The sequence below is a fragment of the Streptomyces amritsarensis genome, assembly GCF_001953875.1.
GTDB classification, from domain to species: Bacteria; Actinomycetota; Actinomycetes; order Streptomycetales; family Streptomycetaceae; genus Streptomyces; species Streptomyces amritsarensis.
In genome coordinates this window covers 1-15,047 of sequence record NZ_MQUR01000059.1, presented here as the reverse complement: position 1 = coordinate 15,047, position 15,047 = coordinate 1, and the positions used below count along the sequence as shown (strand labels likewise).

Below are 15,047 nucleotides of genomic sequence, written 5' to 3'. Positions count from 1 at the left end.
GCCGCGCCGACCTGGCACTTGTCCGTCCCGGCCCCTCCCGCTGCCGCCGTCGGACTCCGTATGGTGAGCGTTCATCAGGTCTTCACGATCGAGCGCGGCGAGGACCGGAGCGTGATCGGGCGGACGGCCGCGCGTGTCGGCGCCGACACGCGTGCCGCATCATGGTGGGCCACCCCGCTCACCCGACGACACTTGCGGAGGCCGACAGTTGGACGGACCGTCGCGCCGCGCCGTACTGGGCGCCGGGTTCGCCGCCGCCACGGCATCGCTCGGCGGATGCTCGGCGGGCTCCGGCCCCGTACGCCGGCTGCGGCTCGCGACGGGCCCCGAAGGTGGCCCGTACAACGCCTTCGGCAAAGCCCTGGCACTGGCCGTCGGCGCGAGCGATCTGCCGCTGGAGATCATCCCCGTGAGCACCGCCGCGAGCGTGGACAACCTGCGCCGCCTGGACGAGGGCTCCGCGGAGCTGGCCCTGGCCATGGCGGACGCCGCCGAGGACGCCGTACTGGGCCGCGACTCCTTCCCCCGGCCGGCCGCGGTGGCGGCACTGGCCCGCGTCTACGTCAACTACACGCACCTCGTCGTCCCGGCCGACGGGCCGGTGGGCGCGGTGGCGGACCTCGCCGGCCGCCCGGTGGCCGCCGGTGCGACGGGATCCGGGGTACGCGTGGTCGCCCGGCGCATCCTGCGGGCGGCCGACCCGGCCGGTGCCCGCGCCCCGGCCGGCGAACGCCCGCTGGGCCTCGCCGCGTCGGTGGCGGCGCTGCGCGACGGCTCGGTCGACGCGCTGTTCTGGTCCGGGGGCGTGCCCACACCGGCCCTGGCCGCGCTGGCGCGCGAGCTGCCCCTGCGGTTCCTGCCGCTGGACGCCTACGCGGGCCCGCTGCGGGCGCGCCACGCCCCCGTCTACACGGCGGTCACCCTGCCGGCCGGGGTGTACGGACTGACGGAACCGGTGGGCACCATCGGCGTCGGCAACTACCTCCTGGCCCGCGAGGACGTGGCAGACGGGGTTGTACGGGACCTGCTGCGGGTGGTCTTCGACCGGTGGCGCGACCTCCTGCGGGAGGTGACGGCGGGCGCCCGCCTGGAGCCGCGCTTCGCCATCTCCACCGGCCGGGTCCCCCTCCACCCGGGCGCGGTCGCCCACTACCGCTCCGTGTACGGCTGAAGGCCGTCCCGGACGCCGGCGACCGAGGTCCCGCGGCATGCCGGCGCACGTGGTCGATCCTGTTCGGCCGCGCAGGGCGGCGTGCGCGGCCCGCTCCACGGCGCAGCGGCCGCCCAGCCGCTGCCGTCAGGGCCGTGCCGGCGGGAGGAGGAGGTGCGCCGCCAGGCCGTGCGGCGTGTTCGCGGTGAGGCCGAGGGTGCCGCCGCTGATGCGGGCGATCTCGTCGGCGATGGCCAGCCCCAGCCCGCTGCCGGGGACGTTCTGGTGCGCGGGCGAGCGGGTGAACCGCCGCAGCAGCAGCTCCACCTCGTCCTCCGGCACGCCCGGGCCGTCGTCCGCGACCCGGACGACCGTGCTTCCGTCCGCCTGGCGCGCGGCTGCGACCTGGACGCGTCCGCCGCGCGGTACGAACTTGACCGCGTTGTCCAGGAGCGCGTCCAGGATCCGGCCCGCCGCGTCGGGCAAAGCGTGGGCCCGCAGGCCGTCCGGGACGCCGACGGCCGTGAGCTCCAGCCCCGCCGCGCGGAACACCGGGAGCCAGGCCGCGACCCGGTCCCGTACCGCCCGCGACACGTCCTGCCCGGTCAGCTCGGCCGCGCCGGATTCGACACGTGCCAGGGCCAGCAGGCCGTCGAGCAGTTCCTCCAGGCGCTCCGCCTCGTCCAGGGCGCGGGCGTGCTCGGCGAGGCCCGGTCCGGGGGTGACGTGCGGCTCGACGTTCTCCAGTCGCAGCACCAGCGTGGCCAGCGGATTGCGCAGCTGGTGGGAGGCGTCGGCGACGAAGTCGCGCTGACGGCCGATCGAGTCGGAGACGGCCTCGGCCATGGTGTTGAAATGCTGCCGCAGCCGGCGCAGTTCGGGAGGCCCGCTGTCCGAGCCCGCCCGGGCCTGGAGGCTGCCGGCCGCCAGCCGCTCCACCGCCCGGTCCAGGTCCATGACCGGACGCATCAGCCAGCGGGCGATCCCCGCGGCGACCAGGGCGGCCGCCGCGAACGAGGCGAGCGCCCCGGCGGCGATGAGCGACCAGCGGACCGTGACGTCCCGGCGGGCGGCATCGGTGGGGACCGCCAGCAGCACCGCTCCGCTGACCCGCTCGTCGCGGCCCACGGGCTCGGCGAGTACGACCTCGCCCGGGCCCCAGGGGCGCAGGGTCGGCAGCAGATCGGTGGAACGGCCGGTCAGGGCGCGTCCGCGCGCCTCCCGCGCCCCGGCGCCGGGCGCGGCTCCGGCCCGCATCAGGGTCGAACCCGCCGTGTCGACGACCACGACGCCCGCTCCGTACAGGTCGGCGTAGCGGCCGATCTCGGCCGACAGCTCGGCCCGGTCGGCCTCGGTGCGCATCCGCTCCGCGAGATCGGCGAAGCGTACGGCCTCCGAGCGCCGCTGGAGCAGCAGGTGCTCGGTCCGCCCGCGCGCGTACCCCTCGGCCAGGGGCAGGCACAGGAGCAGCGCCGCGACCCCCATGAGCACCGTCAGCACGGCGAGGAGCCTGCGCCTCACCGTTCCCCGCCGAGCTGGTAGCCGTAGCCGCGGACGGTGCGCACGATCCCGGAACGGCCGGTCTTGGCGCGGATCCCGGCCACGTGGACGTCCAGCGAGCGTGAGGCGGCGAGGAAGGCGTCGCCCCAGATCCGGTCCAGGATCTCCGCGCGGGAGTGCACCTCGTCGGGCCGGGCCGCCAGGAGGGCGAGGACGTCGAACTCGCGCCGCGTCAGCCGCACCCGGTCGCCCGCGACGGTGACGGTGCGCCCCGCCAGGTCCACCTCCACGTCCCCGCGGCGTACCGCGGCCGCGGCCGGGGCGTCGCGGTCGGCGCGTGCGTCCGTACGGCGCCGGACGGTGTCGATCCGGGCCATCAGCTCGGCCATCCGGAACGGTTTGACGACGTAGTCGTCGGCGCCGGCCCGCAGGCCCTGCACGACGTCGCGTTCCTCGCAGCGGGCGGTGACCACGATCAGCGGGACGCCGCACACGGTCCGCAGCCGCCGCAGCAGCTCGATCCCGTCCAGGTCGGGCAGCCCCAGGTCGAGCAGGACGAACTCGGCCTCGCGGGTGTGGCGCAGCGCGTCCTGGGCCCGTGCGACGCGGCGGACGGTGTGCCCGCGCTGGGCGAGGGCGGTGCCGAGGGCCTGCGCCATCCTGTCGTCGTCCTCGACGAGGAGCGCGTGCATGCAAGGCCTCCATCACGGCGGGGTGCGCGGCGCGCGCTGCCGCCGCCCCAGGCTACCGGCGCCGTTCAGCGCACGGCTTCGGCCGGCGCCGCGGCCGAATCCCCCCGGTCGGCGTCGGCATCGGCCTCGGCGCGGCTGAGGGCCGCGTCGCGCGTGTCCGGCATGAGCACGTACGTCACGAGGGAGATCAGCGCGCACCCGGAGACGTACCAGAAGAACATGGTCTCGTGACCGCTGTTCTTGAACCAGAGCGCCACGTACTCCGCGGTGCCGCCGAAGAGCGCGTTGGCGACGGCGTACGGCAGGGCCACGCCCAGGGCGCGCACCCGGGTGGGGAACAGTTCGGCCTTGACCGCCGCGTTGATGGACGTGTAACCGGTGATGATCACCAAGGCGAGGAGCGAGAGGCCGAGAGCGGACCAGTACGAGGACGCCGACCCCAGGGCGGTCATGATCGGGTACGTGCCGACGGTGCAGCCCACCGCGAACGTGATCAGCAGGGGGCGGCGGCCGATCCGGTCCGACAGCATGCCGGCGAAGGGCTGGAGCACGGCGAAGACGGTCAGGGCGGTGAAGCTGACCAGGGTGGCGGTGGTCTTCTCCATGCCCGCGCTGCCGACCAGGTACTTGGTCAGGTAGGTGGTGTAGGTGTAGTAGGCCACGGTGCCGCCGAGGGTCAGGGCCATGACCAGGCCGGCCTGCCGCCGGTACTGCCACAGGGCCCGCAGCGTGCCGCGCGTGCTGTCGTCGTGCCCGTCCTCGCCGGCCGCGGCCTCCTCCCGGAAGGCATCGGTCTCCTGGAGCCTGCGCCGCAGCCAGAAGACGACCACCGCGAACAACGCCCCGAGGACGAAGGGGATCCGCCAGCCCCAGCTCTCCAACTGGTTCGTGGTGAGCGTGTGCTGCATCGTGATCAGGATGCCCAGGCCCAGGAGTTGGCCGCAGGTCATCGACACGTACTGGAAGGAGGAGCCGAGGCCGCGGCGGTTGCGGGCCGAGGCCTCGGTCAGGTAGGTGGCGCTGGCGGCGTACTCTCCGCCGATGCTCATGCCCTGCAGGAGGCGGGCCAGCAGCAGCACCAGCGCGCCGAAGTAGCCGGCCTGGCCGTAGGTCGGGGCGACGGCGATGAGCAGCGCGGCGACGGACATCATGGTGACGGTGAGCGTGAGCGCGCTCTTGCGTCCGTGCCGGTCGGCGGCGCGGCCGAGGATCCAGCCGCCGACGGGCCGCATCAGGAAGCCGACCGCGAAGATCCCCGCGGTGTTCATCAGCTGGGTGGTCGGATTGTCGCCGGGGAAGAAGGAGTCGGCGAAGTAGATCGCGAAACTGGCGTAGACGAACCAGTCGTACCACTCGACGAGGTTGCCGAGCGAACCGCCGATCAGTGCGAGGCGGCGCTTGTTGCGCTCGTCGCCGGCCGGCGGAGCGGCGGGCGGGCCGGGGGTGCGTCCGGGCTGGGACCCGGGCCGGGATCCGGGCGCGACGGCGGACGGGGACATGGCGGCTCCAGAGGGAAGTCCCTGAGGGGAGAGGGGAGAACGGCCCCGGAGGCGGGGGAGTGTCCAGAGCATGCGGCCCGCGTCGCACCCGGACAAGCTCCGCCGCGCAGATCTAACGTTCCGCTAAGGAAGCGGCCCGGCACGGGATTTCACAGCGAAGTCATGCTCACGTCATGTCTGCTCCATGGCGGCCACCCGCGGGTGGCCCACGGTGGGGGCGGCCCGGCCGCGGAGCACCCGTGGGACCCGACTGCGCGGCCGGCCGCACCCCGACCCCGTGACCAGGAGGCAAGATGAGCGCGATCCCGAGAAGGCGGACGACGGCCGTCGGCATGGCCGCCGTGGTAACCCTGGGCGTGATCGCCGTACCGGCGCACGCCCACGGGGACCGCGGCGCCCCGCCGCCACTGGCCCAGGTGCCCGCCTCCGTCGAGACGCCCTCCCTCTTCGACGACGAGGCCGGCGGCAACGCCAACGCGGACGACCCCGCCATCTGGCGCAACGCCAAGGACCCCGACCGCAGCCTGGTCATCGCCACCGCCAAGGAGGGCGGCCTGCGCGTGTACGACCTGGACGGGCGCCAGGTGCAGTCCGTGCCGGCCCCGCCGCCGCCCCGGGAAGGGGACGCCGCCGGCCGGTTCAACAACGTCGACCTGATCTCCGGCCTCCGCTTCCCCGACGGCCGCCACGACGTGGCCGTCGTCTCCGACCGGGGCCGCGACCAGCTGCGCGTCTACCGGATCGACGCCGGGCGGACGGGCGCCCCCCTGGTCGACGTCACCGACGAGGCGGCCGCCCCGCTCGTCTTCTCGGCAGATCCGGACGAGGTCGCCGACCAGCGGACCGCCTACGGGCTGGCCGCCTACACCGACCGCCGCAGCGGCCGCTCCTTCGCGGTCGCCAGCCGGCGCCACGCCACCGCTCTCGCACTGGCCGAACTCCTGCCCACCCCCCAGGGAAAGGTCGGCTACCGCACGGTCCGCACCACCTCGCTGCCCGCCTCCTTCCCCCTGCCCGACGGCAGGACCTGGACGCCCTGCAACGAACCGGGCGAACTGCCCCAGGTCGAGGGCATGGTCGTCGACCCGGACACGGGCGACCTGTACGCGGGCCAGGAGGACGTCGGCATCTGGAAGCTGGACGCCGACCTGCGCTCGCCCGCCCGGCTGATCGAGAAGGTCCGCTCCTTCGGGGTGCCCGGCACCTGGAACCCGCAGACCGAGGAGTGCGACGCGGGCGCCGACCCCGGCTTCGGGGGCCGCCATCTCTCCGCCGACGTGGAGGGCCTGACCATCTGGCGCGACGCCCGGCACCCGCGCCGCGCCGGCTACCTGCTCGCCTCCAGCCAGGGCGACGACACCTTCGCCGTCTTCGACCGCGAGCGCGGCGACCGTTACGTCCGGGGCTTCCGCATCACCGCCGGCGACCGGCCCGGAGCGCCCGACGGCTCCCAGGAGTGCGACGGCGCCGCCGTCATGAGCGCCCCGCTGGGGCGGAGGTTCCCCAACGGCCTCCTCGTCGTCCAGGACGGGGCCAACACCCCGCAGACCACCGGCCCGGACGGGGAAGCCCGTACCGACACCGACTTCAAGTTCGTCGACCTGGGCCGTCTGGCGCGCGCCGTACGCCTGTGACCGGCGCCGGGCCGGCCGGCACCGTGGGGTGCCGACCGGCCCGGACGCTTGATCGGTGATCGGTGACCGGTGATCAGGAGAGGTCGAACCGGTCGAGGTTCATCACCTTGTCCCACGCGGCGACGAAGTCCTTGGCGAACTTCTCCTTGGCGTCGTCGCTCGCGTAGACCTCCGCCAGCGCCCGGAGCTCGGAGTTGGAGCCGAAGACCAGGTCGGCCCTGGTGCCGGTCCACTTGACCTCGCCGGTGGCGGTGTCACGGCCCTCGAAGGTGTTCGCGTCCTGGGACGTCGCCGTCCACACCGTCCCCAGGTCGAGGAGGTTGACGAAGAAGTCGTTGGTCAGCGAACCGGGCGTCCTGGTGAACACGCCGTGCTGGGACTGCTGGTGGTTGGCGCCCAGCACGCGCAGGCCGCCGACGAGGACCGTCAGCTCGGGCGCGCTCAGGTTCAGCAGGTTGGCCCGGTCCAGCAGCAGGTACTCGGCCGGCAGCCGGTTGCCCTTGCCGAGGTAGTTGCGGAAACCGTCGGCGGTCGGCTCCAGGGCCGCGAACGACTCCACGTCCGTCTGCTCCTGCGAGGCGTCCACCCGGCCCGGCGTGAACGGCACCCGGAGGTCGAACCCGGCGTCCCTGGCCCCCTGCTCGACCGCGGCCGCGCCCGCCAGCACGATCAGGTCGGCGAGCGAGATCCGCTTGCCTCCGGCCTGGGAGGAGTTGAACGCCTCCTGGATCCCCGTCAGCACGCGCAGCACACCCGCCAGCTGGTCCGGCTCGTTGACCTCCCAGCCGCTCTGCGGCTGCAGGCGGACGCGGGCACCGTTGGCGCCGCCGCGCTTGTCGCTGCCGCGGAAGGACGAGGCCGACGCCCACGCCGTGGACACCAGCTGCGACACCGACAGGTCCGAGGCGAGGACCTGCTCCTTGAGGGAGGCGACGTCCGCGGCGTCGACGAGCTCGTGGTCCACCGCGGGCAGCGGGTCCTGCCACAGCAGCTCCTCGGACGGCACCTCGGGGCCGAGGTAGCGCACGACGGGGCCCATGTCGCGGTGGGTCAGCTTGAACCAGGCGCGGGCGAAGGCGTCCGCGAACGCGGCCGGGTCCTGAAGGAACCGCCGCGAGATCTGCTCGTAGGCCGGGTCGAAGCGCAGCGCCAGGTCGGTCGTCAGCATCGTCGGGGCGTGCGTCTTCGACGGGTCGTGGGCGTCGGGCACGGTGCCCGCGCCGCCGCCGTCCTTGGGCCGCCACTGGTGGGCTCCGGCGGGGCTCTTGAACTGCTCCCACTCGTAGCCGAAGAGGATCTCGAAGAAGCTGTTGTCCCACGTGGTCGGGGTGTTGGTCCAGATGCCCTCCAGACCGCTGGTGATGGCGTCCCCGCCCTTGCCGGTGCCGAAGGAGTTGGCCCAGCCCAGGCCCTGCGCCTCGATCGGGGCGGCCTCGGGGTCGGCGCCCACGCTCTCGGCCGGCCCGGCGCCGTGGGTCTTGCCGAAGGTGTGGCCGCCCGCGATCAGCGCCACCGTCTCCTCGTCGTTCATCGCCATCCGGCGGAACGTCTCGCGGATGTCGCGGGCCGCGGCGACGGGGTCCGGGTTGCCGTTCGGGCCCTCCGGATTGACGTAGATCAGGCCCATCTGGACGGCGCCGAGCGGACTCTCCAGCTCGCGGTCGCCGGTGTAGCGCCGGTCGTCGAGCCACGTGGTCTCGGGACCCCAGTACACGTCCTCGTCCGGCTCCCAGACGTCGGCGCGGCCGCCGCCGAAGCCGAAGGTCTCGAAGCCCATCTGCTCCAGCGCGACGTTGCCGGTGAGGATCATCAGGTCGGCCCACGACAGGCTCTGGCCGTACTTCTTCTTGACGGGCCACAGCAGTCGGCGGGCCTTGTCGAGGTTGCCGTTGTCCGGCCAGCTGTTGAGGGGCGCGAAGCGCTGCTGCCCGGCGCCGGCGCCGCCGCGTCCGTCACTGATGCGGTAGGTGCCGGCGCTGTGCCAGGCCATCCGGACCATGAAGGGGCCGTAGTGGCCGAAGTCGGCGGGCCACCAGTCCTGGGAGGTCGTCAGGACCTCCGCGATGTCCCGCTTCACCGCGGGCAGGTCGAGGCTCTGGAACGCCGTGGCGTAGTCGAAGTCCTCGCCCAGCGGATTGGCCACCGCCGGGTTCTTGGCGAGGATCTTCAGGTTCAGCCGCTCGGGCCACCACTGGCGGTTTCCACCGCCCTGGGTGGGGTGCGCGGCGCGCTCGTGCGCGACGGGACAGCCGCCCCCGCCCTGCGCCTTGTCGTCCGTGACGATTGCATCGTGGTTCTCGGACATGGGAATCCTTCCGTACCAGGGGGATCGCGGTGCTCAGGACCGAATGCGGTCGAACAGGCGGGACACGGGGTCCCTGTGCACGGGCCTCGGCCTCGTCGGTCGCTCGACGCCGAGTGGTCGCCGTCCCGTACTCCCGCCGCTCGGGAGTCTTCCTGCCTCTTGGCTGTCAACGGAACCGATCCTACGATGGACGCAATCCAAGTCAAGATGAGTACCAAGCCCATATCCGATCGGATTCCGGAAAGCCGATCGGCGCACGGCGGGCACGCACCGAACCTGACGGGGGGAGCCGAGATGAGTGACCTGCTGGAACGGCTGCGGGGGCGCGGTTGGCGCCTCACGTCCCAGCGGCGGGTCGTCGCCGAGGTCCTCGACGGCGACCACGTGCACCTGACGGCGGACGAGGTGCACGCCCGCGCGGCACGGCGGCTGCCGGAGATCTCCCGGGCCACCGTCTACAACGCCCTGGGCGAGCTGGTGGCCCTCGGCGAGGTCGCCGAGGTCAGCACCGACGGCCGCGCCAAACGCTACGACCCCAACGCGCACCACCCGCACCAGCACCTGGTGTGCTCCGGCTGCGGGCTCATCCGCGACGTCCGCCCCGACGGGGACCCGCTGGCGGTGCTGCCGGCGGCGGAACGCTTCGGATTCGCGGTCTCCGCGGTCGAGATCACCTACCGGGGCCTGTGCCCGGCCTGCGCCCGCCCCGGACCACCGGCCGCCCCGTCGAATGATGTGCGCGCGCCCGGGTAGGTGCCGTGCAGAACCGGCCGGTCGCATCGCGCGGCAGTCGGCAGGACGATGGCACAGCACGAACCTGCGCACGTGGGAAGAAGGTGGTTCCCCATGGCCCCGCCGGCCGACGGTGACAGATTCGCCGTGGACGTGCGGACCGAGGGCGACGTACTGGTCTTCACGCTCACCGGTGAGCTGGACCACGACACGGCGGAACCCTTGCGCGCCGCACTCACCGCCGCCGTCGAGGGCGGTGCGCGCAGGCTCCTCGTGGACTTCTCCGGGGTCCGGTTCTGCGACTCCACCGGCCTGAACGTACTCCTGCACAGCCGGCTTTCGCTCCGGGAGGAAGGCGGCAGCATCGCGCTGGCCGGGCTGAGCCCAGCCGTGGCGCGCATGTTCCGCATCACGGGCGCGGACGGGATCTTCGCCGTACACCCCGACGTGGCGCACGCTCTGGCCGAGCCGCGACACGCGTGAGGGAGGAGCGCGCCATGGAGCCTCGCTCCCCCGACCGGAGGCGGAGCCGGAGCCTCTTGCTGACCGGGATGACGGACGTCGTCACCCGTTGCCGTGACTTCACCCGCGATGCCCTGATCGACTGGAAGTGGATGCCGGGCGCCCGCGACGACGCGGAGGACGTCCTGCTGCTGGTGTCCGAGGTCGTGGCCAACGCCTGCCTGCACGCGGGCGGGCCCCGAGCCCTGCTCCTGGAGTGCACGGACGAGGTGCTGCGCGTCGAGGTCACGGACGGCAACCCCGTCGCCCCGACGCCGCGCTCACGTCCGGATCCGGCCCGGCCGGGCGGGTACGGGCTGCTCATCGTCGAACGGATCGCCCGCCGCTGGGGCACGCTGCCCCTCGCGGACGGCAAGTGCGTGTGGGCGGAGATCGACTCGCCGCTGCGGTCCCCGGATGTCCGGGGACCGCAGTCCGTGTCGTGGTGACGCCGGCTCCCGGCCGGCGCCGGGGCCGTCAGGAAGCGCCGGCGTCCTCGTGTCCCTCACCGTCGCCGGGGCCTTCCAGGGGGTCCTCCAGCATTCCGGTGCGCAGCCTGGCCATGATCCGGCTCAGCAGCCGGGACACGTGCATCTGGGAGATGCCCAGGCGCTCGCCGATCTGCGACTGGGTGAGCTCCTCGCCGAAGCGCAGCTGCAGCACCAGCCGGTCGCGCTCACCGAGCGCGTTCAGGAGGGGCTTGAGCGTCTCCAGGTCCTCGATCCGCTCGTACGCCTCCTCCTCCGAGCCCAGCGAACGCGGCAGCGCGCCGCCGTCCGCGTCCTGGCCGACGGAGGTGCTGAGGGATTCGGCGACGTAGCAGTTGGCGGCCTGCCGGCCCTCGGCCAGGGCGTCGTCGCTGACGCCCAGATGCTCCGCGAGCTCGTGGTCGGTCGGGCGGCGGCCCAGGTCCTGTTCCATCGCGTCGCAGCACTTCGCCATGTCCAGGCGCAGCTCCTGCAGGCGCCTGGGGACCTTCACGGACCAGCTGGTGTCCCGGAAGAAGCGCTTCATCTCGCCCGTGATGGTCGGCACGGCGAAGGTGGCGAACTCGACCCCGCGCTCGACGTCGTACCGGTTGATGGCCTTGATCAGGCCGATGGTGCCCACCTGGACGATGTCCTCGAAGGGTTCGCTGCGGTTGCGGAAGCGCCGGGCGGCGTACTTCACCAGGCTGAGGTTCAGCTCGACCAGCGTGTTGCGGACGTAGGAGTATTCCGCGGTGCCCTCGGCCAGGGAGCGCAGCCGGTGGAAGAGCGCCACGGAAAGGCTCCGGGCGTCGTCCGTGCTGACGGCGAGGGGGTTCTCGGGAATCTCGAGGGTGTCGTCCGTGGTGTCCACCGGATACCCCGTATGGGCGGGGTCCAGGGTGTCGCGAAGGGGGGTCATGAGTGTCCTCCGACGGGTCGGGGGGCCGCGCGGGGCGCGGCAGGGCCGTCGTGGGTTTCCCGTTCGGTTATATACCCGATCGCGGCGGTCTGACCCTTCCCGCGGCCCGCACGTCGTGGGCGCGGGCCCTCATCCGGGCGGCGGGGCCAGGTGGTAGACGGCGAAGGCGCGGTCGATGACGGGCATGGCGACGTTGCGCACCCGGACCCCGCCGCCCGTCATCCCGTGCTCGGTGCCCAGGTGAGCGTGCCCGTGGACCGCCAGATCGGCTCCGGCCCCGTCGATGGCCTCCGCCAGCAGGTAGCTGCCGAGGAAGGGATAGATCTCCAGGGGCTCGCCCGCCAGGGTGTCCGGGACGGGAGAGAAGTGGGTGAGGGCCACCCGCAGGCCGCTGCCCCGGGTGCGCAGCTCGCTCAGGGTGCGGCCGAGCCCGTCCGCGCACGCCCGGGTGTAGCGGATGAAGGCCTTCATCTCCGGCTCCCCGAACTCCGCGGCGCTGCGGCCGGCGAAACCCCCGCCGAAGCCCTTGGTCCCGGCGATCCCCACGGTGACGCCCCGGATGTCGAGGGTGACGCCGTCGCCCTCCAGGACGTGGACGCCCTCCTCGGCCAGCTCGCGGGTGACGAGGTCAGCCTGGTCGCTCTGGTAGTCGTGGTTGCCGAGGACGGCGACGACCGGCACGGGCAGCCCGGCGACTTCCGCGGCCACCACCCGGGCCTCCTCGCGGGTGCCGTGCCGGGTGAGGTCGCCCGCCAGCAGCAGCACGTCCGCGCAGTCGCCCAGCGTGTCGAAGGCCGGCCGCAGGGTGCCGGCACTGCCCGGCCCGAGGTGGATGTCCCCGACGGCGGCGATGCGGATCACGACAGCACCTCCGCCGACCCGGGAGGCCCCGCGTGCTGCACGGTCAGGTCCTCGTGCCAGGGCACGCCCTCCAGTTCCTCCGCGGCGATCCGCAGTACGGCCGCCCGGGACCGGGCGTCGGCGACGCCGCCCCAGACCATCACCCACGCTCCGCGCGCCTCCACCCGCACGCCGAGCTCGGCGATGTCCTCGTGCGCCAGGCGGTCGCGCAGGTGCTCCACGCGGTAGTCGAGGTTCTCGACGGAAGTCATGGGGTCCCCTTTCCCCGGTCGATGACGTTCAACCGATCGAGGAGGTAGAGGAAGGCATCCGGCAGCGGGGTGTCGCGGTGTACGCGGTCCAGCCGGCCCCAGTCGATCTGCTCGCGCAGCATCCGGGCCATCGGCAGCAGATCGCCGAAGTCGCAGTAGTGCTCGGACAGGGCGGCGAGCAGGCTGTCCATCAGGTCGGTGGGGGACAGGACCGGCATCCACACGGAGTCCACCGATTTCACGGTGGCCCGTTCCAGCAGTTCCGTCCCGACGGGCCGGCGGGCGAGTTCGAAGATCAGGTCGATTTCCTCCCCTCCCGTGCGGCCCTTGACCAGCCAGTCCTCGGCGGCCCCGCGCATCTCGATGCCGCCGTCCTCCAGGGCCTTGATCGCCGCGTCGGCATCCTCGCGCCGCATGCAGAAGTCCGTGTCGTGCTGGAACCGGGCCGGGACGCCGTGGGCGAACGCGGCCACGCTGCCGGCGAGCGCGAACGGCTGCCCGGACTGCTTGAGCAGCGCCGCCACGCGTTTGGTGACCTCCAGGATCGCCTGGGTGTGGTCCTTGGGGAGCGCGCCGCCGGGCATGGGGGGCGGGCTCAGGGCCTCCGGGGGAGGAGCCCCGCCGGCCGTATCGACAGCAGGCTGGTTCACGGGAGGACCTCCCTCGTTCGATCCGACTCGCCCGGCCGGGTGTCCCCGTCCGGACGGCAGGCGCCTTACCCGTCCGGCGCCGCCGAAACCCCGCGGCCGGTGAACGCGGAGCGAGTGGGCGGGAGCGTTGCGGGTAGGCGCCCGTACGAGGCGCAGCCCTGGAGGGGTCCGCAAAGGGACCCGGGCACCGGTCCCGCATGGAGGTGGAAGATGACACGAGCCGCACTGTTCGACGTCGACGGGACTCTCACCGACACCAACCACCTGCACGTCGTCTGCTGGTGGGAGGCGCTGCGGCAGGGCGGCCACACCGTGGCGATGCACGCCATCCACCGCGCCATCGGCCTGCCGGGCGAGGACCTCCTCGGCCACCTGCTGGGGGAGGGCCGCGACACGAGCGGGGACGAGCGGCTCACCGCGGGGCACGACACGCTGTACGCCACGTACTTCGACCGGCTGCCCGGCCTCGACCGGGCCGCCGAGCTGCTGCGCGAGCTCGACCGCAGGGGCTGGCGGGTCGTCCTGGTGACCTCCGCGAGCGCCGGTGAGCTGACCGCGCTCAAGGGCGCCATCGGCGCCGACGACGCCATCACGGCGACCGCGAGCGCCGACGACGTCAGCGAGGGCAAACCCGCGCCCGATCCGGTGGTGCACGCCCTCGGGCTCGTCGGCGCGGACGCGGCCGACGCGGTCTTCGTCGGCGACAGCGTGTGGGACATGACGGCCGCCACGCGGGCCGGCGTGGTCGGGGTGGGACTGCTCAGCGGCGGGATCCCCCGGCGGGACCTCGAGGAAGCGGGGGCCCGCGCCGTCTACCGGCATCCGGCCGACCTCCTGGACGGCCTCGACGGCAGTCCCTTCGCCGACGGGTCCGGGGAAGCCGGAAGCAGTACGCGGGCCCGTGCGTCAGGGGCCACCCGGCCCGCCGCACACGAACCCAGGGAGACGGCATGTCCGACGCCACCGACCAGAGGGACCAAGGACGGGACGAGAGCGAGAAGGAGCGCGCCGACCGGCAGTGGCAAGAACTGATCCAGGAGATCCGCGTCGCCCAGACGGGCGTACAGATCCTCTTCGGCTTCCTCCTGACCGTCGTTTTCACCCCGCTCTTCCACGAGCTTCCCCAGACCGACAAGACGATCTACATCGTCACCATCGTCCTCGGCTCCCTCGCCACGGGCGCGCTCATCGGCCCCGTGGCCTTCCACCGCGTCGTCTCGGGCCGCCGGATCAAGCCCGAGGCCGTGGCCTGGGCCTCGCGCCTGACCTTCGCCGGCCTCGTCCTGCTGCTGGCCACGTGCACGGCGGCGCTCTTCCTCGTCCTGCGGGTGGCCACCCACGATGCCGTCGTGCCGTGGCTGGTGGCCGGAGTGGTGGCCTGGTACCTGCTGTGCTGGTTCGCCCTGCCGTTGTGGGCGCGGGTCCGCTACACGGTCGAGAAGTGAAAGTTCCCGGTCGCCGGCGAGCGGCCGACCGTCGGCAACCGGCCACACCCGAAGCTTCGACGAGAAAATTCTTGACCCCGCACTAGGCTGGTGGGTTGTTCGGCGACAGACCGGAACAAACAGGGTGAATCAGGTCTCCGCCGATGAACCGGACCAATTGCCGGAACGACACGCGAGGGCCGATGCCAGCCACACCCGACCGCACTGAACTCGCTCTCCTCGACGACCGCAGCACCCACGGCACCCCGGACGGAGGTACGGCACCCTACGAGGAGCCCGGCAAGGCGGCACGGTTCCGCGCCGGCCCCGCCGCCCCGCCCCGCACCCTCCTCGACGTCTTCGAGGCATCCGTACGGGCGTACCCCGACGAACCCGCCCTCGACGACGGCACCACCCGCCTCAGCTACCGGGCACTGGCGGCCCAGGTCGACCGCGGCC

Annotated in this window: 15 protein-coding genes and 1 pseudogene; 8 read left to right on the top strand and 8 right to left on the bottom strand. The window is 73.2% G+C overall.

All coding sequences use genetic code 11. The features are described 5' to 3' along the window. The first annotated feature begins 208 nt into the window (after window positions 1-208). Window positions 209-1,171, top strand: coding sequence for a TAXI family TRAP transporter solute-binding subunit (locus tag AVW11_RS23130; RefSeq protein WP_060178330.1), 963 nt, complete (start codon window positions 209-211; stop codon window positions 1,169-1,171). 126 nt (window positions 1,172-1,297) lie between these two features. Here the strand turns inward: AVW11_RS23130 and AVW11_RS23125 are convergent, their stop codons facing one another. The 3 genes from AVW11_RS23125 to AVW11_RS23115 form a co-directional block, all read right to left on the bottom strand. After that, window positions 1,298-2,671, bottom strand: coding sequence for a sensor histidine kinase (locus tag AVW11_RS23125; protein WP_076045659.1), 1,374 nt, complete (start codon window positions 2,669-2,671; stop codon window positions 1,298-1,300). Next, a complete protein-coding gene (locus AVW11_RS23120; RefSeq protein ID WP_030842882.1) occupies window positions 2,668-3,342 on the bottom strand; it encodes a response regulator transcription factor in 675 nt (224 codons plus the stop codon). The genes AVW11_RS23125 and AVW11_RS23120 overlap by 4 nt, the downstream gene beginning before the upstream one ends. Before the next feature lie 65 nt (window positions 3,343-3,407). After that, window positions 3,408-4,727 carry an MFS transporter gene (locus AVW11_RS23115; protein ID WP_076045686.1) on the bottom strand — a complete coding sequence of 440 codons (1,320 nt, stop codon included), beginning with the start codon at window positions 4,725-4,727 and terminating at the stop codon, window positions 3,408-3,410. 407 nt (window positions 4,728-5,134) lie between these two features. Between AVW11_RS23115 and AVW11_RS23110 the strand changes: the two genes are divergently transcribed. Further along, window positions 5,135-6,475, top strand: a complete 1,341-nt coding sequence (locus tag AVW11_RS23110; RefSeq protein WP_076045657.1) for a phytase — start codon at window positions 5,135-5,137, stop codon at window positions 6,473-6,475. A gap of 73 nt (window positions 6,476-6,548) precedes the next feature. On the opposite strand, the gene katG is transcribed toward AVW11_RS23110, so the two are convergent. Beyond that, window positions 6,549-8,780, bottom strand: a complete 2,232-nt coding sequence (gene katG, locus AVW11_RS23105) for a catalase/peroxidase HPI (protein ID WP_076045655.1) — start codon at window positions 8,778-8,780, stop codon at window positions 6,549-6,551. A gap of 294 nt (window positions 8,781-9,074) precedes the next feature. On the opposite strand from katG, the gene AVW11_RS23100 reads away from it, so the two are divergent. The 3 genes from AVW11_RS23100 (at window position 9,075) to AVW11_RS23090 (ending at window position 10,462) form a co-directional block, all read left to right on the top strand. After that, window positions 9,075-9,533, top strand: a complete 459-nt coding sequence (locus AVW11_RS23100; RefSeq protein WP_030842867.1) for a Fur family transcriptional regulator — start codon at window positions 9,075-9,077, stop codon at window positions 9,531-9,533. A 93-nt stretch (window positions 9,534-9,626) separates the two neighbouring features. Further along, window positions 9,627-9,995 (top strand): STAS domain-containing protein, encoded by a 369-nt coding sequence (locus AVW11_RS23095; protein WP_030842864.1) that lies wholly within the window; start codon window positions 9,627-9,629, stop codon window positions 9,993-9,995. 68 nt (window positions 9,996-10,063) lie between these two features. Continuing rightward, window positions 10,064-10,462, top strand: a complete 399-nt coding sequence (locus tag AVW11_RS23090; protein WP_063898492.1) for an ATP-binding protein — start codon at window positions 10,064-10,066, stop codon at window positions 10,460-10,462. Between the two features lie 28 nt (window positions 10,463-10,490). Here AVW11_RS23090 and AVW11_RS23085 read toward each other — a convergent pair whose 3' ends face one another. From AVW11_RS23085 to AVW11_RS23070, 4 genes are all read right to left on the bottom strand, one after another. Next, entirely contained in the window at window positions 10,491-11,402 is a 912-nt protein-coding gene (locus tag AVW11_RS23085; protein WP_060178326.1) for a SigB/SigF/SigG family RNA polymerase sigma factor, read from the bottom strand. A gap of 129 nt (window positions 11,403-11,531) precedes the next feature. Then, a complete protein-coding gene (locus AVW11_RS23080) occupies window positions 11,532-12,263 on the bottom strand; it encodes a metallophosphoesterase family protein (RefSeq protein WP_076045653.1) in 732 nt (243 codons plus the stop codon). Next, window positions 12,260-12,514, bottom strand: coding sequence for a hypothetical protein (locus AVW11_RS23075; protein ID WP_037832756.1), 255 nt, complete (start codon window positions 12,512-12,514; stop codon window positions 12,260-12,262). Before AVW11_RS23075 ends, AVW11_RS23080 begins: the two co-directional genes overlap by 4 nt. Beyond that, on the bottom strand, window positions 12,511-13,164 hold the full coding sequence (locus AVW11_RS23070; RefSeq protein WP_076045651.1) for a nucleotidyltransferase family protein: 654 nt from the start codon (window positions 13,162-13,164) through the stop codon (window positions 12,511-12,513). The genes AVW11_RS23075 and AVW11_RS23070 overlap by 4 nt, the downstream gene beginning before the upstream one ends. Before the next feature lie 210 nt (window positions 13,165-13,374). Here AVW11_RS23070 and AVW11_RS23065 point away from each other — a divergent pair. The 3 genes and pseudogenes from AVW11_RS23065 to AVW11_RS23055 all read left to right on the top strand — a co-directional run. After that, window positions 13,375-14,028 (top strand): annotated as a pseudogene (locus AVW11_RS23065) (HAD family hydrolase); the annotation flags it as partial. An 86-nt stretch (window positions 14,029-14,114) separates the two neighbouring features. Further along, window positions 14,115-14,609, top strand: a complete 495-nt coding sequence (locus tag AVW11_RS23060) for a DUF6328 family protein (protein WP_030842845.1) — start codon at window positions 14,115-14,117, stop codon at window positions 14,607-14,609. A gap of 182 nt (window positions 14,610-14,791) precedes the next feature. Next, window positions 14,792-15,047: hypothetical protein (locus AVW11_RS23055; RefSeq protein WP_143568880.1), on the top strand; the 256-nt coding region annotated here is incomplete at its 3' end.

What these genes read in the sequence shown, in the direction of transcription:
- AVW11_RS23120 (WP_030842882.1), bottom strand. Translation starts at nt 3,342, where the DNA reads ATGCACGCGCTCCTCGTCGAGGACGACGACAGGATGGCGCAGGCCCTC.
- AVW11_RS23110 (WP_076045657.1), top strand. Translation starts at nt 5,135, where the DNA reads ATGAGCGCGATCCCGAGAAGGCGGACGACGGCCGTCGGCATGGCCGCC.
- katG (WP_076045655.1), bottom strand. Translation starts at nt 8,780, where the DNA reads ATGTCCGAGAACCACGATGCAATCGTCACGGACGACAAGGCGCAGGGC.
- AVW11_RS23100 (WP_030842867.1), top strand. Translation starts at nt 9,075, where the DNA reads ATGAGTGACCTGCTGGAACGGCTGCGGGGGCGCGGTTGGCGCCTCACG.
- AVW11_RS23095 (WP_030842864.1), top strand. Translation starts at nt 9,627, where the DNA reads ATGGCCCCGCCGGCCGACGGTGACAGATTCGCCGTGGACGTGCGGACC.
- AVW11_RS23090 (WP_063898492.1), top strand. Translation starts at nt 10,064, where the DNA reads ATGACGGACGTCGTCACCCGTTGCCGTGACTTCACCCGCGATGCCCTG.
- AVW11_RS23085 (WP_060178326.1), bottom strand. Translation starts at nt 11,402, where the DNA reads ATGACCCCCCTTCGCGACACCCTGGACCCCGCCCATACGGGGTATCCG.
- AVW11_RS23075 (WP_037832756.1), bottom strand. Translation starts at nt 12,514, where the DNA reads ATGACTTCCGTCGAGAACCTCGACTACCGCGTGGAGCACCTGCGCGAC.
- AVW11_RS23060 (WP_030842845.1), top strand. Translation starts at nt 14,115, where the DNA reads ATGTCCGACGCCACCGACCAGAGGGACCAAGGACGGGACGAGAGCGAG.